This window comes from Flavobacterium chilense (genome assembly GCF_001602525.1).
Taxonomy (GTDB): Bacteria; Bacteroidota; Bacteroidia; order Flavobacteriales; family Flavobacteriaceae; genus Flavobacterium; species Flavobacterium chilense.
Genome location: NZ_LSYT01000003.1, coordinates 96,472 through 118,007 on the forward strand (window position 1 = coordinate 96,472; position 21,536 = coordinate 118,007).

Consider the following 21,536-nt stretch of genomic DNA (forward strand, 5'->3'; position numbering starts at 1 on the left):
ACAAACTTAAAGAACAAGATTATGTTACGATGGACAGTTACATTTATAATTCTGGCTATAATAGCAGGAATTTTTGGTTTTGGAGGTATTGCTGCCGGAGCCGCCAGTATTGCAAAAGTTTTATTCTTTATATTTATCGTTCTCTTTATTATTTCATTAATAACCGGAAGAACAAAAGTTTAGCAATAAATTCGTATAAATAAAAAAGCAGCCTCTGATTATAAATCAGAGGCTGCTTTTTTTGTTTCAGTTTTTAAGATTCAGGTTGTAAACGTTAAGTTAAAACTATTTTGGATTAGCATAATAATTTCTGGTAATAAAGGCAATAGGAAGCCCGATGCAGAACATTAAAATCAGCATGGATAAGAATAGCGGAAAATCTAAATGTTTTTCAGGTAAAACCGGAAATGCAATTGGTAATACAATCAGGTTCATGATAACCCAGACAAAAATTCCATATAAGAAACCAGAAATTATGGCATTTTTTTTAAGAAAGGGCAAGTAAGGATAAATGATAAAATAAAACCAGGCAAAACTAAGCGCAATTAGATAATGAAAAACCAAACCGCAAAAAGCCATTGGTAAACCGCCATCGTAGGCATCTTTTTTAAAAATAGCACTTGCTATTGATTGTAGAATTTTTATTCCGGTAGTTTTTTGCAGAATTACTGCGTAAACGACAATTGCAGCAGTAACATCAAATGTTCCGGCAACAAGTCCGGAGCGTAAAATAGTTTTAGTTTTAGATCTCATCTTTTAATTTCTTATTGCTTTATAAATATTTTGTAATTGATAAATATGTCTCTTTGTATGCACCACAGAAAAACTAATGAGTTCATAAATGGTTAAATAGCCAAAACCGGGCATTTCAAATTCCATGCAGGTTAATGCTAAATCATAATTTTCGGCTATATCAAGCAGTTCATTTTCGATTTGTTTTATTGTTGCCAAAAGAGCTTCCTTGTCATAATCTTTTGCTTCAGGGTAAATAAACTCAGGTGAATTCATTTTTGTACTAAAGTCCAGAAAAATTTTGATGATTGCCGGAACTTTTTCCTGAGGATTTCCAGCCAGTTTTTTAGTGTTAGAATCACAAATTTGTTTTAAACCAGACGTAGCCTTGATAATGTGTCTGGCAACCTGTCCGGAAGTCCAGCTTCCTTCAAACGGAATCGCATTAATTTCACTTTCAGTAAAAAGTGAAAGAGTTTGATATAATTTATCAAACGTATTTTTGATTTCTATCTTAAGCTCATTTCTCATAGTGGTTAATTTAAATTACTATTGGATTGGTTGACAGAAGTTATCCACCAGACATTACCAAACGGATCTGTAACACCGCATGTTCTGCCGTATTCCTGATTGCTTAATCCCATTAAAGAAACTGCTCCGTTTTCTAATGCTTTTAAATACGTTTTGTCTGCATTAGGAACATAAACAAACAAGTTGGCGGTTTGCTTTGACCAGTCCTGAGTCACATCAGTAACCATTATGGTACTTCCGTTTAAAGTAATTTCGGCATGAATTATCGTCCCGTCTTCCCGCAGGGCTTTTGAATGAGTTTGCGAGGCTCCAAAAACATTTTTTGTAAAATCGATGAATTGCGACGCGCCCTGAAGAATTAAATAAGGCATTATAGTCTGATGTTCTGCTGGTAAATTCATTTTTGAGGTTTTTTGAAGTTAGTATCTCAAAATTACAACATTTATTATAATGTTTTGTAAACCAGTTAAATGTAGTTTTACGGAAGTGCTTCGCAATGAAATCCATGTGAGTTCAGGATTTCTATAATTTTATAATTCGAAATCGAAGCAGCATGAATGCGCAAAATTTTGTCGCAATCTTCAAGATCAAAATTGATAGCACTGTTTGGGAAATGTTCAAGAAGCTTTCCCACAATCATGATAGACTGATCGACTTCCTGAACATTTGTTTTAAAAACCTCTATCATCTTTAAAAAGTTTACAAAGCGATATTTTTGTATCGCTCTATTTTATGATAATAGATATAAGAAATAGCCAGGATCACTAAAAAGATTAATGGAAAGAATCCCTGAAAGTTAATTCCGTCAACCGAAAAATGACTTATTGAAGCAAAGATAAAATCAAAACCAAAACCGGCATAAGCCCATTCTTTTACATTTTTAGGAACCTGCGGAATAACTAATGCCAGAACACCTAAGATTTTGAAAATAACCAGGGCAACCCCAAAATATTCCGGATAGCCTAAATGTTTGATTCCTTCTTTAGCAAGTTCTGTCTGAGAAGTTAAAGCCGGCATAACACCTTCAAACAGGAAAATAATAATAGTTGTAATCCAAAAAATAATTTTTGCTTTTTTCATGTGGTTTGTTTTTAAATAGTTATCAGTTAATGTATTACAAATGTACTATTCTTTACTTTTCATAAAACACATATTTCCGACTATTTTAGGGGCATTTCCGACAAGTTTGTTAGATGTTAGTTGTTAGATGTTAAATGTTAAATGTTAGTTGTTGGTTGTTTGTTGTTTGTTGTTTGTTGTTTGTTGTTCGTTTGGAACTTAAGATACAGTTTGTCTTCCCGAGGAACGAGGGATCTTCGTTAGGAGCTCCACAAAGATTATCGATGCTGATTACAGAGTTTATTGCGAAGATCCCTCGTTCCTCGGGATGACAAGATTGTGTTGAATGCTTCGACTTCTCTCAGCAGCACAAAAATGAGGTTAATTTATTATGTAGAAGTTATAGTTGTCAGTCTGAGCGGAGTCGAAGACCTTTTAACACGAAGCCGTTTCGACTTCGCTCAGCAGAACAAAATGAGGTTAATTCATTGTATAGAAGTTACAATTGTCAGTCTGAGCGGAGTCGAAGACCTTTTACCACGAAGCCGTTTCGACTTCGCTCGTCAGCACAAAAAATAAGATAAAAATCCGTTATAATCCGTGTTATCTGTGTCCTATTATTCAGCGCTCAAAACATAATTCTTAATCACAAACAAATCCTGAAAACCTAATCTCGTGTATATGTCTTTTCCCATTGCAGAAGCTTGTAATTGTGCATATTCAGCATTTAAATCTATAGAAAGATTAAGAGCAAACTTCATGATTTCCTCGGCAAAACCTTTTCTGCGCATTTCCGGAATTACACCAACGCCGTGAATTCCGATTGTTTTTCCGGTTTGGAAAAGCATAAACGTTCCAATTGGCTTTTCGTCTAAAGACACCAAATAAAAATGAACATTATTATGATTGTGAATCAGGATTTCTTTACTGATTACATATCCAAAAGCATTTGGGTATAAATTAGCCCATATTGTAGCGTCTTCATGATTCAAAACACGTTTGAAGGTCAGATTGTTTTGCAAAGCAAATTTTTGATCCAGTTTCAAAACCATTGCCACTTGTTCTGTTTTTAATGCAAAACCATATGCATCCAGTATTTCATAAGCTTTTGATTCGAAGATATCAAAGTAAGGTAAAACCAAATCCGGATTGGTTTGCATGGTTCTGACAACATTTAGCAGATGATTTTTTGTAATATCTTCCCGTAGCCACAATTTATTTGGCCAGCCAGAATTTTCTATTTTGCAGTATTCAAAAGTATTAGTAGTATGATAGGATAGGAAAGGAGTACCAACGGTTTTCCACAAACCGGTAAGATTATCAATATTATCTTTGATGAGGTTTATATTTTTCATTTTAATAAAGACTTTAATATACAGACAAAGATAAACCGACTGTTTCAGGAAAACCTTTACATATGTTGATTTAGAAATCTTTTTACAGATTTTTTCTGATTCGGCTTAATTGTGTTGGTGTAATACCCAAGTGTGACGCGATATGCAATAACGGAATACGTTCTGCAATATCCGGATGTGTTTCGAGAAGTTTTATATATCTTTCGGTTGCGTTTTGCATGACTAATGCAATCTCTCTTTGTTCTTTTTCGATCACCCAGTTTTTCTCTAAATAAGCGATATAGAAATTTTTTAAATCGTCATTTTGAAAAATCAGCTCTCGATACTTTTTATAATTCATTTTTAGAAGAATTGAATCTTCCAGAACTTCAATCGAAAATTCTGATGGCGTTTGCTGTAAAGATGATGCGGTTGAACCTGCAAAATTTCCTTCGAGAAAAATATTCTTGTTGTAAATATTTCCGGCTTTATCTGTAATAAAAGCACGTAAAGCACCTTTAGCAATAAAATAAATTTCTTTGGCAACTTTTCCATTCTGCAAAAGCAATTCTCCTTTTTGAACAGATTCAAACACTACAATATTCTCCATTAATTTCCAGGATTGCTCAGAAACAGGAGCGTAGCTGTTAAACTTTGATTTTAAATCCTGAAGATATGTATCGGAATCGATTGCCATTTTGGAATAATTAGATACTATCAAAAGTATTTAATTACGACGAAATTATCATTAAAAAAACCGCTAAAAACTTAAAAGCTTTTAGCGGTTTGATTGAAAGAGGTTCTATATTTTAGTATAATTTCTTATTTCATTTTAGAACTTAATCGGCATAATGATAAATACTTCTTTTAATGGTATTATTTATCTTTTCCAGCGTTACCTCGGTTACTCCGCCTTCATAATTCATAGTCATAGCCACTTTATCTTTAGTGATTTGATAATCAATTGAGATTAATCCGTTTTTATTTACTTCAACAGATTTGCTTTCACCCGGAATTGCAGTTAAAAAATATTCTGATTCTTCGACTTCTTTATTTTTTATGATATTTTGGTAAACCTTATCAAGATCTGTATTTTTTAGAATACATTCTCTTCCGGATCCCATTTCTACCTCAATATCTTTACAATCTTCTTTTTCGTCTGCCTTTTTTTCTTCTTTTACAGCAGCAATTGTATCCGCTGGTTTTGTTACTGATTTTAATTCTTGATCTGAATTATTTTTTTTGCAGTTTGTAAAAAGTAAAGCTAAAAGCGCAATACATGCAATTTTCTTCATGGGTTTTGATTTATTAATTAAAAGAGATTCAAAAGTAAGGAAATATGTGCAGATTTTTTACCGAAACACAGAAACAAAGCAATTTTTAAAGATTTATTTCACGCAGATTTTACAGATTTTAGCAGATTTTTTTAAAGCATAATGAATTTGCACAAATCTGCTTAAATCTTTTTTTTAAATCTGCGTGAAAACTCAACTTTGCGACTTAGCGTCTTTGCGAGAAATAACTTTGAGATAGATAAGAAAACTTAGTGCCTTCGTGGCAAAAAAATAAAAAACGCCATGAAACCTAAGTCTCACAGCGTTCTTCTCTCAAAAAATAAATAATTAACGGGTAATGTAACAGGTATTATTTCCAGCCTCCGCCCAGAGCGCGGTACAAATCGGTATTAGCTGTAAGTTGTTGTCTTTTGATATCGGCAAGTTCTAATTCGCTTTGTAATAAATTTGCCTGCGCTGTTAAAACTTCAAGATATTCTGCCATACCGTTTTTGAATAAAAGGTTGGCATTTTTAATGGCTTGCTGTAATGTTTTTACTTTCTCTTTCAAGAAAGTTTCCTGTTGCTGTAATTTCTCCACTTTAACTAAAGCATCAGAAACTTCGCTTACGGCAACTAAAACTTGTTGTCTAAAACTTAAAACCGCTTTTTCTCTTTCTGCGACAGCAATATTATATTGCGTTCTCACTTTTTTGCTGTTCAAAAGAGGTTGAGTTAAACCTCCTGCAACAGTTCCGAATAATGAAGCCGGAATGTTAAACCAATTACTGGTTTCGAAAGAGTTTACGCCGCCTTGAGCCGTAATTCTGAGAGCTGGGTATAAATCCGCTTTCGTGATACCGACATTGGCATTAGCTGCTTTAAGAGCTAATTCGGCACTTTTTACATCAGGTCTTCTGCTTACTAATGAAGACGGAATTCCGATAGCAGTATTCTGTTTTACTTCAATCGCACTTAAACGAATCGATCTTTCTTTTGAATTTGGGAAAGAACCCGTTAAAACACTCAAAGCATTTTCCTGAATCGCAATGTTTTGTTCCAATAAAGGAATCAATTGCGCTGAGTTTAATTTTTGAGCTTCAGATTGTTGAATCGCTAAAGTGGTTACCTGACCAGCATCGTATTTTAGTTTGATAATATTCGTTGTACTATCGTTTAATTTTAGATTTTGTCGGGCAATTTCTAATTGTGCATCCAGCATTAAAAGATTATAATATCCTCTTGAAACATTAGCCACAATATTGGTCTGTAATGCTTTCTTAACTTCTGCAGATTGTAAATATCCGGCATAAGCCCCTTTTTTCTGATTTCTGATTTTTCCCCAAATGTCAGCTTCCCACGAAAGTGAAGCTCCGGCTGAATAATCGTCAATATGTTTTGCACCAATGGCCTGATTTAGGTTCAATCCCGTAAAACTATTGTCAGACGGATTGTTAGTGCTGGCATTTACAAATAAATTAACCTGAGGCACATTTCCCCATTTTGACTGTGTAAAACGGTATTGTGCAATTTCGATGTTCTTTTCGGCAATCTGCAAATCGTTGTTTCTCGCAACGGCACTGTCGATCAGTTTGATAATATCTTTTTCAGTAAAGAAGTTTTTCCACTCCACATCAGCAATACTCGTTGTATCGCTTGAAACCGATGCATTCCTGAAATTTTCAGGAAATGCATCTTTTGGAGTTTCAATATCCTTCGAAACTTTACAGGATATTAAGGTCGTGATCAGAATGGCGAAGACCACGATTTTGGTTATATGATTTTTCATTCGTCTTTTTATTAATTTTTTTATCCGTTGGGTGTATTTTTTTAAACACATAGAAACATAGTTTTTTGAGGTTTAAAAAAAGGTGTTTCACTTATTTTAAATACACTTCTATGTGTTGAAACTAGTTTCTTTTATTTTCTTTTTTTCGAAACAAAATCTATGTTGCTATGTGTTAAAGTATTTTCCCCAAAAGGGTTAAATTTCTGTACAAGTATCTTTTTTTCTGGTTTCAAGATCTTTTGAGATTCTGTACGATATATAGCCGATGCCAAATACGATGGCTACCAAAGCTGTTGTTATATAATTTTCCATTTATTATTTTTCTTCGTTATGAATTACGGCAACTGGTTTCCCAGAAACCTTTTCCTGTAAATGCTGGAAGATGATGAATAAAACCGGAATGATAAACAATCCTAGAATTACTCCTGAAATCATACCTCCCGCAGCACCAATACTAATGGAGTGATTTCCCTGAGCTGATGGTCCTTTGGCACTCATCATTGGTACTAAACCAACAATAAAGGCAAGAGACGTCATGATAATTGGTCGTAAACGCAATTTAGCAGCATCGATTGAAGCCCTGATTAACGCTTGTCCCGATTTTCTTTTCTGCGAAGCAAACTCTACAATCAGAATGGCATTTTTGGCAAGAAGTCCAATCAGCATGACAAGGGCAACCTGTACATAAATGTTGTTTTCAATTCCTGTTAAACCAATCGCTACGAATACTCCAAAAATACCTGCAGGGATTGACAAGATTACAGCCAAAGGCAAAATGTAACTTTCGTACTGTGCAGCAAGTAAGAAATAAACGAATATCAAACACAGTAAGAATATTGTTGCCGATTGCCCTCCGGAAGAAATCTCCTCACGGGTTTGGCCCGAGAATTCAAACCCGTAACCTGCAGGTAATTGTTGTGCTGCTACTTCTTCAATTGCTTTAATGGCATCTCCGGAACTAAATCCTGGTTTTGGAATGGCATTAATAGAAATTGAGTTAAATAAATTGTATCGTGAAGCGGTTTCAGAACCATAAATACGGGTTAGTTTTACTAAAGTATTTATTGGCACCATTTCGCCTGTTTTGTTTTTTACAAAAACTCTGTCAATTGCTGTAGGATCAGCTCTGTCATCAATATCAGCCTGAACAACCACACGGTAATATTTACCAAATCTGTTGAAATCAGATGCCTGTGCACTACCAAAGTAAGCCTGCATGGTTTGTAAAATGTCTTTTACATTTACACCCAACTGATTTGCTTTTTCGTCATTAACCTCCAATTGTAATTGAGGATAATCTGCTTTGAAAGAGGTAAACGCTACTGCAATTTCCGGACGTTTCATCAACGCTCCAATAAATTCCTGAGAGATTCCGCTAAACTTATCCAGTTTTCCTCCCGTTTTATCCTGAAGAACTAAATCTAAAGCTTCAACGTTACTAAATCCGGGAACAGTTGGGAAACTGAATACGAAGAAACTTCCGCCTGAAATCGAGCCCAGTTTACCACGAACCTGATTCATGATTTCGTCAATATTTTTTACTTCTCCACGATCTTCATTTGGTTTAAGCAATACGAAAACTACTGCAGAAGACGGACTTGTAGAGTTGGTCAATAAATTGAAACCTGAAATTGCGGTTACGAATCTTGAAGCATCTAAACCTCTTAAAGTATTTTCGGCTTCGGTCATTACTTTTTGTGTTCCGTCTAATGATGTTCCGGATGGTGTATTTACTGCAATCGCAATAAATCCCTGATCTTCTGTTGGAATAAATCCTGCAGGAGTTGTTTTTACCATGATCACTGTTGCAACAGTAATTAAAGCTAATCCGCCTAAACTCAACCATTTTCTTCTGATTAAGAATTTAAGTCCGCCTACATAACGGTTTGTCAACGATTCAAAACTGCTGTTAAAAGCGGTAAAGAATTTTTCTTTAAATCCTTTTTTCTCATGGGCTCCGTCATGATTGTGTGCTCCGTGATTATCTTTCAGGAATAATGCAGCAAGCGCCGGACTCAATGTTAAGGCATTAACAGCCGAAATTACAATTGCAATCGCCATCGTAAAGGCAAACTGACGATAGAAAACTCCTGTTGAGCCTTCCATAAAACCAACCGGCAGGAATACAGCAGCCATTACCAGCGTAATCGAGATAATAGCACCCGTTATTTCGTGCATTGCTTCATGGGTTGCGATTTTTGGAGACAAACGTTTGTGCTCCATTTTCGCATGCACCGCTTCGACTACCACAATGGCATCATCGACCACAATACCAATCGCCAGAATTAATGCGAAAAGTGTTAAAAGGTTGATCGAAAATCCGAATAACTGCATGAAGAAGAACGTTCCTAAAATTGCTACAGGTACAGCAATAGCCGGGATTAATGTTGATCTAAAATCTTGCAAGAAGATAAATACCACAATAAATACCAGTATAAAAGCTTCTAATAAAGTATGCTCAACTTGTTCGATAGATTGGTCAAGAGATACTTTTGTACTATAGAAAATATTGTGTTTTATGCCTTTTGGAAAATCTTTAGAAGCCTTTTCCATCATTTTATTAATCGCAATCTGAATTTCATTAGAGTTAGACCCCGCTAACTGAATCACTCCAATTACAACTCCTTTTTTACCATTTAAACGTGTTAAACTGTTATAAGAATAAGCACCAAGTTCAACTCGCGCTACATCTTTAAGGCGAAGTACAGATCCATCTGCATTAGAACGTATCGCAATATTTTGATAGTCTTCAGGTTTGGTTAGTTTTCCTTTGTACTTAATTACATATTCAAAAACTTCTTTGCTTCGTTCTCCAAATTTCCCTGGAGCTGCTTCCAAACTTTTGTCCTGAATAGCCGCCATTACTTCACTTGGCGTTACTTTGTAAGTCGACATTTGTGTTGGGTTTAACCAAACACGCATAGAGTAATCTTTTACACCACCAAAAATACTGGCAGAACCTACACCTGGAATACGTTTTAATTCCGGAATAATATTGATCTGAGCGTAATTGGCAACAAAAGTCTGATCGTATTTTGCTTCATCATCGGTATACATACCAATCGCCATGATAAAACTGTTTTGTTGTTTCGCTGTAATAATACCTTGCTGAACAACCTCTGCAGGAAGCTGGCTCGTTGCTTGTGCTACTCTGTTTTGTACGTTTACCGCTGCCTGATCTGCATTTGTTCCTAATTTAAAGAACACAGTAATTGCTAAAGTACCATCGTTACTGGCAGTTGAGCTCATGTAAGTCATGTTCTCTACACCATTTATAGACTCTTCGATAGAAGGTGCCACAGAACGTAAAACCGTTTCTGCGTTTGCTCCCGGATAAACTGCCGTTACCAAAACCGATGGAGGCGCAATATCAGGAAACTGTTGTAAAGGCAGTTTAGTTAAACCCAATACCCCCAGAATCACCAACAAAATGGAAATTACGGTTGCCAGTACAGGTCTTTGTATAAATATTTTGAACATTTTCTTTTAGAATTATTTTTTATTAGTTACTTGGGCAACTTTAGTTGATTTTTCTGGCTGAATTGCTTGTCCGTCCTGAAGTTTGTCAATACCGCTTAATACGATTTGATCACCCGTTTTTACACCTTCTTTAATTAAATAATTGGTACCGCTTTTACCCACAACGATAATAGGCATTTTGGTTACTTTGTTGTCTTTACCTACAGTGAAAACAAATACTTTGTCCTGCATTTCAACTGTAGCTGACTGTGGTACTAAAATCGCATCATCATGCTCTAATCCTAAACGGATTTTTCCTGTGTTTCCTGAACGTAGCGTTCCGTTTGCATTAGGGAAAGTCGCTCTAATTGTGATCGCTCCGGTAGTTTTATCAAACTGACCGTCAACCATATCGATTTTTCCTGTTTGAGGATAAGCATTGTTATCAGCTAAAATCAAAGTAACAGGAGGTAATTTTTTGATTTTATCACCAAGAGAGCTTCCTGCGTATTGTGCTTTAAAGTTGATGAAATCTGTTTCACCCAAAGAGAAATAAGCAAATACTTCATGAACATCAGATAAAGTTGTTAAGGCTTCAACATCAGAAGCAGAAACTAAACTTCCTTGTTTTTTAGGTAGTCTTCCAATGTATCCGCTCACTGGAGCTGTTACATTTGTATATCCTAAATTAATCTTAGCAGAACCTACCATTGCTTTTGCCTGTTCGATATTGGCAGCAGCAATTTTTTGAGAAGCTTTAGCTGTTTTTAACTGATAATCAGAAACTACTTTGTTCTGTACTAAAGGAGTCAGTTTATCAACTTCTAAATTAGCGTTAATCAAAGCTGCTTCTGCAGCGTGAAGACTTGCCAAAGCATTGTTTAACTGCTCACGAAACGGACGTTCGTTTATTTTAAATAAAGTTTGTCCTTTGCTTACATAAGCACCTTCGTCTACAAAAATTCTGTCAAGGTTTCCACTTACTTGTGGGCGAATTTCAACATCAACAGTTCCTTGTATTGCAGCAGGATATTCAGCATCCGTTGTTGTATTGGCACTTGTGATAGCCAACACAGGTAAAACCGGAGGTGGCGGAGCAGTAGGTGCCTGATTTTTATCGGCACAGCTGCTTAATACTAAAGCCAGAATAAAACTGGTTATAATTACATTTTTCATTTTCATATTGGTTTTAATTGGTTGAACATTTTCTCGGATTAAATTCTTAGGTATTCTGGCATTCTCGGGATTCATATTTAATAAAATTAAATTATCTAACGTTGTTAAGTAAATGTGCACAAATTTTCATACTTTAAGCTTTTTCTATTTTGTTCCAAATCAGTATTAAAATATTTAACGGTGTTAAGTAAAAGTCTAAAAAAAGAGCTTTTATTACTCTATTAAATTTTCTAACAGTGTTAAGTGAAAGTTATAAAAAAAAGGATTTTACATTATCCGATTAAATTATTTTACACTGTTAAGTAAAACTTGAAAAAAAATCTATTGTATTGATTTGATGATACCACCAATGGCATCTTTCAAAATTTGGGCATTTATAGTTTCTAAAATATCACTTTTGTTAATGATATTGATGGCGATTAAACCATGAATAACAGAAAAGAAAGTGAAATACTTTTGTTTTATGATATCCTGACTCGGATTGCTGTCTTTCATTACTTCAGCAATAACCTGAGTGAATAATTTGTAAGGTCCCTCCTGAGCCGAACATCGCTGTGCGCAACAGGTCATTTGAACACCAAACATTAACTGATACATTTCAGTATTAGTAAAAGCGAAGTCCCAGTAAGTCATCCACATGGCTTCTAATTGATCTTCGGGTTTTTCAAACTTGTCGATTGCAATTTGCAGTTCTTTTGTTAGTTTGATAAAACCTTTGCCGGTTAGTTCTTCTAATATTGCTTCCTTATTCGAAAAGTATTCATAAATAATAGGAGCAGTATATTCGATTCTGTCGGCAATTTTACGCATACTCAAACCATTCCAGCCTTCTTCTTTTACGATATCATAAGCAGCGCCAAGGATGTTGTTCCTTGTCTCTTCTTTTTGTCTTAAAATTCGATCTTTGCTAGCCATTTTATTCGAGTATTAAATCGTTTAACACTGTTAGGCAAATGTATGGCGGTTTTTCTAATTATGAAATATTTTTATCATAATATTTTCTTATCGTGGCATAGAGAAGTTTGAAAAAGCTTGTTAAGCCTTTTTTTTATTGAAATTTTTATGGATGTAATTTTTTTAGGGAGCAGCTAATTTTGGTATTTTAAGGACATTTGTCCTGCTCTGTACTCTATCTTTTGTGGTGAACCCCACCACAAAAGGATGCCGTTTCGATCAGGGCTAGGCGAAAAGTATCATTTATTTCTATAAATATTTCGTTTCGTCGGGATTTTACGTTGAGAAGAAAATGAACGTGTTTAGTTGATATTCTGATTTATTTAAAAAATAAGAATCAAACTCTACAACTGCCCTAAAAATTTAATAATTTCGATTTTCATCGTCGATAATCCCGGTTCTTCATAAGGAGCATGACCACAATTTTCCAGAAAAATCACTTTTTTAGGACAATTTAGCTTTTCATAAAATGATTTACTGGTTTCAAATGTTGTCCAGGTATCTTTTTGCGGTTGCAAAAACAAAAGGGGAGAAGCGGTAAAGTTATCGGGTTCAATGGCAGGAATAAAGCTCATATACGTTCTTAAAAAACGCAATTTGATTTTGCTTCCTCCGGCAAGCTGATCATTCGAAAAGATTTTTGAAAAAGCAATATCATTGGTAATCCTCTCCATTTTGCAAAGCCATTTTATGGGCAATTTAAACGAATCCGAAAACAGTTTAAAAACATTCATAGCCGGCAAACCCACTCTGCTTAAAAATAAATTGCGAGCCAGATCATCTCGTACATTTTGAGCACGAGGATCTGCCAAAGTCGTCACCATAAGTGCTTTTACATTTTTATTCTTTGCAGCAACCTGATACGCCAACATCCCGCCCATGCTCAGTCCGAATAAAACAATGGGTCTATTGTCTTTTAAAAGTTCCTTGTCGATCAGATCGGAAACACAGTCAACCCAAACCGAATAATCGATATTCTTGTTTTTAAGATTTTGGGTTAGTCCGTAACCTATTAAATCAGGGGCAATATATTCGTAACCCTGATCGTGCAAAAAATTACCAAAGAAGCCAATAACCCTTCCGTTTCCTCCGGCACCATGAAGTACTATTACTTTTATGGGAGATTTTGGATTTCGCATTCGGTCCAAATGAATATTAAAATCTTTCCATTGCCAATATTCTTCTGTGGGAAGTTTATCTTCTTTGTATTGTAAGTCTTCCGGCAAAAAAGTATTGTATTTTTTCCAATACGATAACTGGCTGTAATATTTCATTTGGTTAAAAAACGATATAAAAATTTTGGTTGTTATTTTATAAAATCCATTTCGACATGCTCAATTCCGGCATCCAGAAAATAATTATCGGTTTGTTTAAATCCGTTTTTAATGTAAAAAGCGCTGGCATTTACCTGAGCATAAAGGTAAACTTTCTCTTCTGTTTTTAAGTCTTCGAGTATTTTTTGTAAAATAGCTTCGCCAATTCGTTTTCCTCTAAAGGTATTGAGAACCGCAATTCGTTCAATTTTTGCTCCTTTTTCCATTTTTCTGTATCGCGCTGCTCCGGCAGGCAAGCCGTTTACAATGGCAAGATAATGTACAGCTTCTTCATCATCCATCGATTCACGTTCAGGCGATACATTTTGTTCTTCAACAAATACTTGTTTTCTAATCGAGAATGCTGTTTCTATTTGTTTTTGATCGTCAACTCTTTCTACTATAATGGTATTATTGTTCATTTTGTTTCAGTATTTAATGTACTTCTGGTGGTATAAAATTAATTTGCGTACAAATTTACGTAGTTAACTACATATATTCAAAACGAAATTCAAAATTTAAGTTTTTATTATAATGGATGGTGGGTATTTTGGAATGGATTATTAGAAAAAGACATGAAAAATACAGACACAAATTTCATTACTTATAGAATTCAGTGTATTGATTATTAATAGTTTAATGTGGTTGACTGTTAAGGATAATTTGAATTAGAATTAATTTCTTAACTCTAAACTCTTTTCGGTTTGATCAATCCTTGTATCTGATTTTTTATTACATAATATATTCCAACGAAAAGCAAAAACAGGATTATTTTCATTAATAAGGAAAGTAAAAAGTTTGATGGATAAATATTTAGATCACTGTACATTGTCCAGGAGCTAGGTAAATAATCGCGATGAAAAGTAACGGTCAATATTATAATTTTTTCAATTGAAAGAATGAATAGAAAGCTGAACAGTATTCTCAATAGAACATTTTTTCTTATTCTTCTAAATCGTAGTGATTGTGTGATGACAAACCACAGAATATATTGTGACCAAAATCCAATCCAATATTTTCCAAACATTCTGTTGATCATACTGATTTTTTCTTCTGGATTATTTTCTGCGTAAAAAACAAATATTCCAATTATCCAGATGGTAAAATAAATTATACCAACCAAAGAAATGAACTTGACAGCTTCGTCATCTATTTTTGCCAGTAGTGGTTTCTTTAAAAAAATAGAAACAATTAGAAATAGTATTGAATATAAACCAAAGGCAGTAAAAAAGTCTACAGTTATTATTTGAAGAAGTAATAGTATATTTTCTTTCATAATTTATTTTGACGCTGTTTTCTTTTGCAGGTGATACTTTTAAGCCAAGTATTAAATTATCTTTTACATTAGTAATTTTTTCAAGCAGTTCTTGCTTAAATAATCCGAAATTAATATTCAGTTTTTAATTATTTACATTCTAAAAAATAATCATAGGAAGACTAACTAAAATTATTAAAAGAATCTTTTTCATATGTTTAACAATAAGATAAATAAGATGTATGTTGCTTTTAAGCTTGCTCTCAAAAATAGGATTTTCAAATGAATTTGTTAACTTATAATTCTCAAGTTTTAGTCTTTTGAATAAATTGCTGTTTTAGTTACAGATTAATAAAAAAAGCTTGAGTCAAAGAACATTTTGACTCAAGCTTTTAATCACTTTAAAATCACAACCTCTTCCGGTACCAAAAACAACAAAGTACATCCGGTTTTAGAAAACACAGAATGTGTACTTCCCGGAGGCATATACAAATAATCGCCTGTTTTTAGTTCGTCTTTTCCGGAGCGTACTTCGCCTTCGATAACGTAGATTTCTTCTCCGGCTGGATGCACATGATTAGGATAAGAAGCACCGGGTTCAAATCGTAATAAAAAAGTGGTTGGTCTTTTGGCAATGTCATCATAACATAAAATTTTTGCAGAAATTCCGTCTGTATTTACACCTTCTTCGATCAGAGGTTTCCAATTTAGTTCGCTGGATTTTGTGATTTGTTTTTCCATTTTTATCAATATTTAATTAGTTACTTTTTTAGAAATGTATTCGTCTAAACTCCATTTGTATTCTGGCATTGTCGACAAGAGAAAAGCGGCTATAGAAAATACAAATACAGAGTAATCAAGAGGTTCTTTTACTCCAAAGGAATACGTCATGGAGAGTGCAAATACAAAAGTCAGGATTGAAGCGCCCATAGCTGCTTTTCTGGTTTGATATCCGATCAATAAAAAAACAACAAACAACGTTTCCAGAAAAGTGCTGGTTATGGCAATAAACGGAATAAAGCTTTTAGGCAAAAAAGAATTTACTTTTTCGGCGTAAGCTAAAAAACTTTCCCATCCTGAAGATTGTTCTCCCAACCCGCCTAACCGACTTAGAACGGCAGATAGAAATCCTGCTGCAAGTGCCATTCGCAATAGTAAAACGGCATAATCCTGAAATCTTTTCATATCCTTTTTATTAATAATTATTAGTGATACAAAGATCTTGTAAGCCGTCTTGCTAAAGAATAGAGGATTCTGGAAAAAGCATGTAATTAAGTTTTTTTTGTGCGTTTTTTTTAACACATAGAAACATAGAATTGTAAGCTTAAAATAAAGGCATTTTACTTTTTTAAGTAAACATGGCGATATCTATTTCTATGTGTTTAAAAGAGGTTTTGCAGGATTCCAATTAGAAACCAATCGCTTTTTCTTTAAAGGATTTTGGAGAAGTATTGGTGTGTTTTTTAAAGAAGTTCGAAAAGTAAAAAGGATCATTAAATCCTAAGGCATAGGCAACTTCTTTTACTGATAATTTCTCGTACGTAAATAATCTTTTTGCTTCAGAAATGATTAATCCGAAAATGATATTTTGGGCAGTTTTATTGCAATGTAGTTTAGAAAGCTCGTTGAGTTTGGCTTCGGTTGTTCCGGTTAAATGGGCAATTTCGTTTACAGAAAGATTCTTGTCGAAGTTTTGTATTACGGTTTCCAGAAATTGTAGAAACAAGGCATCAGGTTTGTAGATTTCGTCACCGCGGTTGATTTTGGTTCTGTTGATTTCGATTAAAATCAGTTCGATTCGGCTATGAACAGAAATCTGATACTGATAAGGTTTTTCGATGATTTCTTTTGTGATTTCTTCCAGTTCTTTTGTAATGATTTGCGGATGATCGACTTTGATCATTTCGTTCATAGCGAAATGACAGAACAATCCATTATGGAAAATAAGTTCCATATCATTATCATCTTTACAAAAGAATGCGTAGGTAAATTCGAGAATATATCCTGTGGCATTTTGCATGTTTTTGAAATAATGAACCTGTCCGGAAGTAATCGTTAAAACACAGTTTTCGGTTAGTATAAATTCATTTTCATCAACTGAAACAGTGGTTTCTCCCGAAGTACAAAATACAAGTACGTATTTTAAAACACGTCGTGGATTTTCTAAATCTGTTGCCTGATTAAATGTTTTGATATCAATCATCTGGTTTTGTTTTGAATCAAAAGTAAGAATATTTTTTGTTTCAGGTTAAACCTGATTATGTGTTTAACCGTAAGGCACGCAAAGTTTTATATTGATTCTGCTTTGCGAAGCTGGCGTTTTTTTATAGATAGTGTATTAAATTTTTTGTGTGCTTTGCGTTTAGATAAAAAAAGCACCTTTAAACAAAATGTCTAAAGGTGCTTTTCAATTTATATAAGTAAGATTAAGATTCTGTGTTGTTCACATCTTTTTTACGATAGGCGAGGTAAAATACCTGAGGCAATACCGTAAGGGATAAGATCATACAGGTTATTAATCCGCCTACGATCATGATGGCAAGTGGTTTTTGAACTTCAGACCCCATTCCTGTTGATAAGGCTGCAGGTAATAATCCTAAAGATCCCATAAGTGCAATCATAACAATAGGACGAATTCTGCTATGAATTCCTTGTGAAATAGCGTCTTTTAAGTGCATTCCGGTTCTCATATTTTCTCTGATCATTCCAATGAGGACAATACTGTCGATGGCGCTGACACCAAAGAGAATAATAAATCCAATTCCTGCCGAGATCCCAAATACGGTTCCTGTAACCCAAAGCGATAAGAATCCGCCAATAAAGGCATAAGGCATTGCCGTTACAGCAATCATGGTGTCTTTGAAATTTCCGAAATTGAAATACAACAGGCATAAAATCAAGACTAAAACAACGGGTACAATCATTGCCAACTGTTTAGAAGCTCTTTCTTTGCTTTCAAATTCTCCAGCCCATTTGATTACATTTTCTTTAGGCAGTTTTACTTCGGCAGCTACTTTTTTCTGTGCCTCTTCGATGGTGCTTCCTAAATCTCGTCCCTGAATGTTAAATCCTACGGCAATGTAACGGCTGTTTCCTTCACGGTAAATAAAGGTTGGACCTGTTTTGTATTCTACCGTTGCAATTTCTTTTAATGGCACTTTTTTGCCATTCATAGTCGGAATCAGAATATTTTCGATTTTTTCTTTAGAATCACGATATTCTTTTTCGAAACGCAGGGTAATATCAAATATCTTTTCGTCATCATAAAATTTGGTTGCCGCCTGTCCGCCAATCGTCATTCTGATTACGGCTTGCGCATCGGCGGTTGTAACGGCATAGCGTGCCATTTTTTCGTCGTTCAGCTGAATTCTTAATTCCGGTAAACCAATATTTTTATAAACATTAATATCATCAATTCCTTTTACATCTTTGATCGATTTGGCAACTTTTGCAGCCATTTCTTCTAATTCGAAGAGATCACTTCCAAAAATCTTTATCGCGAGCGGACTTTTGACTCCGGCAACATATTCCTCGACATTATCCTGAATGGGCTGACTGAAACCAAATGCAATTCCGGGATATACATCGAGTATTTTTTTAATTTCTGCAATGAGTTCTTCTTTACTGATATCGTGTTTCCATTCGTCTTTATGTTTTAATTCAATATGGAATTCGATATTAAAAAATCCCGTTGGATCTGTTCCGTCATTTGGTCTTCCGGTTTGGGTTAAGATGAATTTTACTTCTTCAAATTTCCTTATTTTGGCTTTCATTTCTTTTGTCAGTCTGACTGATTCATCAAGATTGATGCTATTGGGCAAAGTGGCTCGGACATAAATTGCACCTTCGTTCAGCTTCGGAATAAATTCTGATCCATAAAAAGCAAATCGGGCACAACAGATAGTCAATAAGGCTAAAAATGCGTATATAGTTACTTTACGATGTCTGGTGCTCCATTTGAACAGTTTAAACAGGTTTTCTCTAAAGAAACGTGAAATCATGTTTTCTTTCTCCACAATGTTTTTCGTTAGCATAACTTTACACATTGCCGGAACATAAGTAAGGGATAAAATCAACGATCCTAATAATGCATAACCTAAAGTAAAGGCGAGGGGAGAGAACATTTTTCCTTCTACTTTAGTAAAAGAGAAAATTGGCATCAACGCAACAATCAAAATGATTAAGGCAAAGAAAATATAAGTAGCAACACTACCTACACTTTTCTTGATCAATCCCATTTTGCTCATACTGTTAAAGCGTTCCATACCCACCTGATGGGCTTTCTTTTCGAGCGAGACGAATACTTGCTCAACAATAACGAGTGTTCCTTCTAGTAAAAGTCCAAAATCTAATGCTCCCATCGAAATTAAATTCGCGGGCAATCCCTGGATTCGCAACATTATAATGGCGAACAAGAACGAAAGCGGAATTACTGAGGCTACAATTAAGGAAGTTCTCCAGTTGTAAAGGAAAATAAATACAATTAAGGATACTAATAATATACCTTCGGTAAGGTTTTTTGTAACTGTTTTTACAGTTGTATTCACCAATTCAGTACGATCAATAAAAGGAACTATTTTTACATTTTTAGGTAAAACTCTTTCGTTAAGTTCGTCCAGACGTACTTTTAATTTCTTAATTACTTCACCCGGATTTTCTCCGCGCAGCATGACTACGATTCCTTCAACAACATCATCGTTACCATCTAAACCTACTTGTCCTAATCTTGGTTTTGCTGATATGGAAACTTCGGCTACATTTTTTACTAATATTGGGGCAGAACCTTTGGTTTCAATCAAAATATTGCCAATATCTTCTACTTTATTGATCAATCCAACACCACGAACGACATAAGCCTGATCGCCACGTTTGATCACATCTCCGCCAACATTAATGTTACTTTTTGAAACCGCTTCGTAAACATCTAATGCCGACAGATTGTAATTTTCTAATTGTGTTGGATTGATTTTGATTTCGAACATTTTTTCTTCCCCACCAAAACTTACCACATCGGCAACACCGGGAACAGAGATTAATTCTCTCTCAATTACCCAATCCTGAATGGCTTTGATTTCTTTAATTGGTAAATCACTTTTGATTACATATCGGAATATTTCTCCGGTTGCTCCGGATGGCGGATCGATTTCGACATCGGCTCCTTCCGGTAAATCTAATCCGTTAAGACGATTTGAGGCATATTGCTGTGCGTAGAAATCTTCGACTCCGTCATCAAATAATACGGTTACTACTGATAATCCAAAAAGCGAAATAGAACGTACTTCTGACTTTTTAGGAATGGTATTCATTTGTTTTGAAATTGGCAATGTGACAAATTTCTCTACTTCTTCGGCACTTCTTCCCGGCCATTGTGTAATAATTCTTGCCCTTGTATTGGTTACATCGGGAAATGCTTCAATTGGTGTATGAATGTAACTTACTATTCCTGCGGCTAGTAATATGGCAGTCAGGAAAAAAACGATGAGAGAGTTTTTTAGCGAGAAAGCCACCAGACCTTGTACAAATTTTTTCATGTCTTGTATGGTATTTATCCGTTTTTAGGAATACTTAGTTTTTTAATCTTTCGTGAATTAAGAGCTGATTTTTAGTAATCACCATTTCACCTTCTTTAACACCTTTATCAAAATAAAGCCAGGTGTTGTTTTTTATAACCGGATTAATTTCTCTGGTTTCGATCGTGCAGTCGTTTTTGTAGATTAAGATGTAATCACGGTTATTGTCAAAAATGGCGGCTTTTGCAGGAACAGCAGCTAATGTTTCGCCACCCAGACTTTTATCAATTACAATGTCTGCAGTCATTCCTGGTTTTAATCTTAAGTCTTTGTTGTCCATTACAATTCTGGCTTTCAAAACATGTTCATCTTCATCAAAAACTTTAGCCATCATTTTTATTTTACCTTTAAAAACTTCTCCCGGATAAGCCGGAGTTGTAACATCTACAGGCATGTTCTCGGTTACATTTTTTAAATTACTGGTATATACATTTACCAAAACCCAGATTTCTTTTAGGTCAGAAATGGTAAAAAGCGGATCACTGCTGTCTGTTATCTGCATTCCGGGACTAATACTTTTGGCTACGATATACCCTTCGGTTGGTGCTTTGATCTGAAAAACTGATCTTTCGCTGCTGGCACTATACAGGGCAAGATTTGCTTTTACATTTTCCAGAGATGATTTTAAAACGTCTAATTCGCTTTGTGCCTGCATTAGATCTTTTTGCGACGAGATTTGGTCATCATACATAGATTTAACCGATTGTAAATTGCGTTGTGCTACTGCTATCTGAGATTGCAGTGATTTACTCTCAGATTGCATACTGTTAAGATCTGTACTTTTTATCTCGGCTAAAACTTGTCCTTTTTTGACATAATCGCCCAACGAAAAAGTAGTTTTGGTTATAATTCCTTGTACAAGGCTGTTAAACTGAACAATATGATCGCTGTTATAAGTAATATTTCCGGTAAGGTTTATCGATTCGCTCACTGCACGTTTTTGTACCGGTTCGATGGTGATTTTTTCTTTTAAGTCTTTGTCAATACAAAACTTTTCATCTTTATTTTCTTTAACTTCTTCCTTTTTGCCGCATCCGTAAACGAGCATTAACCCAAGTATCGGGAGTAAAATATATTTCTTCATTATGTT

Annotated in this window: 21 protein-coding genes; 1 reads left to right on the plus strand and 20 read right to left on the minus strand. The window is 34.7% G+C overall.

All coding sequences use genetic code 11. The annotated features are described in order from the left end of the window. The first annotated feature begins 21 nt into the window (after positions 1–21). The gene (locus A4F88_RS09770; RefSeq protein WP_068842425.1) at positions 22–183 is read left to right on the plus strand and encodes a DUF1328 family protein; all 162 of its coding nucleotides are present in this window, start codon (positions 22–24) and stop codon (positions 181–183) included. A 102-nt stretch (positions 184–285) separates the two neighbouring features. On the opposite strand, the gene A4F88_RS09775 is transcribed toward A4F88_RS09770, so the two are convergent. From A4F88_RS09775 to A4F88_RS09870, 20 genes are all read right to left on the minus strand, one after another. After that, on the minus strand, positions 286–753 hold the full coding sequence (locus A4F88_RS09775) for a DUF1440 domain-containing protein (protein WP_068842426.1): 468 nt from the start codon (positions 751–753) through the stop codon (positions 286–288). A 3-nt stretch (positions 754–756) separates the two neighbouring features. Beyond that, positions 757–1,263 (minus strand): DinB family protein, encoded by a 507-nt coding sequence (locus A4F88_RS09780; protein WP_068842427.1) that lies wholly within the window; start codon positions 1,261–1,263, stop codon positions 757–759. 5 nt (positions 1,264–1,268) lie between these two features. Then, the gene (locus A4F88_RS09785; protein WP_068842428.1) at positions 1,269–1,664 is read right to left on the minus strand and encodes a VOC family protein; all 396 of its coding nucleotides are present in this window, start codon (positions 1,662–1,664) and stop codon (positions 1,269–1,271) included. A 77-nt stretch (positions 1,665–1,741) separates the two neighbouring features. Beyond that, positions 1,742–1,951 (minus strand): hypothetical protein, encoded by a 210-nt coding sequence (locus A4F88_RS09790; RefSeq protein WP_068842429.1) that lies wholly within the window; start codon positions 1,949–1,951, stop codon positions 1,742–1,744. Between the two features lie 11 nt (positions 1,952–1,962). Beyond that, a complete protein-coding gene (locus A4F88_RS09795) occupies positions 1,963–2,343 on the minus strand; it encodes a DoxX family protein (protein WP_068842430.1) in 381 nt (126 codons plus the stop codon). Positions 2,344–2,939: 596 nt separating this feature from the next. Beyond that, positions 2,940–3,677, minus strand: coding sequence for a GNAT family N-acetyltransferase (locus A4F88_RS09800; RefSeq protein WP_068842431.1), 738 nt, complete (start codon positions 3,675–3,677; stop codon positions 2,940–2,942). An 82-nt stretch (positions 3,678–3,759) separates the two neighbouring features. Beyond that, positions 3,760–4,353, minus strand: a complete 594-nt coding sequence (locus A4F88_RS09805; RefSeq protein WP_068842432.1) for a Crp/Fnr family transcriptional regulator — start codon at positions 4,351–4,353, stop codon at positions 3,760–3,762. 142 nt (positions 4,354–4,495) lie between these two features. After that, positions 4,496–4,951, minus strand: a complete 456-nt coding sequence (locus tag A4F88_RS09810) for a hypothetical protein (RefSeq protein ID WP_068842433.1) — start codon at positions 4,949–4,951, stop codon at positions 4,496–4,498. 349 nt (positions 4,952–5,300) lie between these two features. Continuing rightward, positions 5,301–6,719: a TolC family protein gene (locus A4F88_RS09815; protein ID WP_068842655.1), complete on the minus strand. Its 1,419-nt coding sequence runs from the start codon at positions 6,717–6,719 to the stop codon at positions 5,301–5,303. 315 nt (positions 6,720–7,034) lie between these two features. Continuing rightward, the gene (locus A4F88_RS09820; protein WP_068842434.1) at positions 7,035–10,199 is read right to left on the minus strand and encodes an efflux RND transporter permease subunit; all 3,165 of its coding nucleotides are present in this window, start codon (positions 10,197–10,199) and stop codon (positions 7,035–7,037) included. Between the two features lie 12 nt (positions 10,200–10,211). Beyond that, on the minus strand, positions 10,212–11,429 hold the full coding sequence (locus A4F88_RS09825) for an efflux RND transporter periplasmic adaptor subunit (protein ID WP_068842435.1): 1,218 nt from the start codon (positions 11,427–11,429) through the stop codon (positions 10,212–10,214). Between the two features lie 246 nt (positions 11,430–11,675). Then, positions 11,676–12,269 carry a TetR/AcrR family transcriptional regulator gene (locus A4F88_RS09830; RefSeq protein ID WP_068842436.1) on the minus strand — a complete coding sequence of 198 codons (594 nt, stop codon included), beginning with the start codon at positions 12,267–12,269 and terminating at the stop codon, positions 11,676–11,678. Positions 12,270–12,652: 383 nt separating this feature from the next. Then, complete coding sequence (locus tag A4F88_RS09835) at positions 12,653–13,582, minus strand: alpha/beta hydrolase (protein ID WP_068842437.1); 930 nt, start codon at positions 13,580–13,582, stop codon at positions 12,653–12,655. Between the two features lie 32 nt (positions 13,583–13,614). Next, positions 13,615–14,043, minus strand: coding sequence for a GNAT family N-acetyltransferase (locus tag A4F88_RS09840; protein ID WP_068842438.1), 429 nt, complete (start codon positions 14,041–14,043; stop codon positions 13,615–13,617). A 266-nt stretch (positions 14,044–14,309) separates the two neighbouring features. Beyond that, positions 14,310–14,897, minus strand: a complete 588-nt coding sequence (locus tag A4F88_RS09845) for a hypothetical protein (protein ID WP_068842439.1) — start codon at positions 14,895–14,897, stop codon at positions 14,310–14,312. A 375-nt stretch (positions 14,898–15,272) separates the two neighbouring features. After that, positions 15,273–15,617 carry a dimethylsulfonioproprionate lyase family protein gene (locus tag A4F88_RS09850; RefSeq protein ID WP_068842440.1) on the minus strand — a complete coding sequence of 115 codons (345 nt, stop codon included), beginning with the start codon at positions 15,615–15,617 and terminating at the stop codon, positions 15,273–15,275. Between the two features lie 12 nt (positions 15,618–15,629). Further along, positions 15,630–16,061: a DoxX family protein gene (locus A4F88_RS09855; RefSeq protein ID WP_068842441.1), complete on the minus strand. Its 432-nt coding sequence runs from the start codon at positions 16,059–16,061 to the stop codon at positions 15,630–15,632. Positions 16,062–16,284: 223 nt separating this feature from the next. After that, entirely contained in the window at positions 16,285–17,079 is a 795-nt protein-coding gene (locus A4F88_RS09860) for an AraC family transcriptional regulator (RefSeq protein WP_068842442.1), read from the minus strand. 223 nt (positions 17,080–17,302) lie between these two features. Then, on the minus strand, positions 17,303–20,407 hold the full coding sequence (locus A4F88_RS09865; protein ID WP_068842443.1) for an efflux RND transporter permease subunit: 3,105 nt from the start codon (positions 20,405–20,407) through the stop codon (positions 17,303–17,305). 34 nt (positions 20,408–20,441) lie between these two features. After that, positions 20,442–21,530, minus strand: a complete 1,089-nt coding sequence (locus A4F88_RS09870) for an efflux RND transporter periplasmic adaptor subunit (RefSeq protein WP_068842444.1) — start codon at positions 21,528–21,530, stop codon at positions 20,442–20,444. Positions 21,531–21,536: the final 6 nt, after the last annotated feature.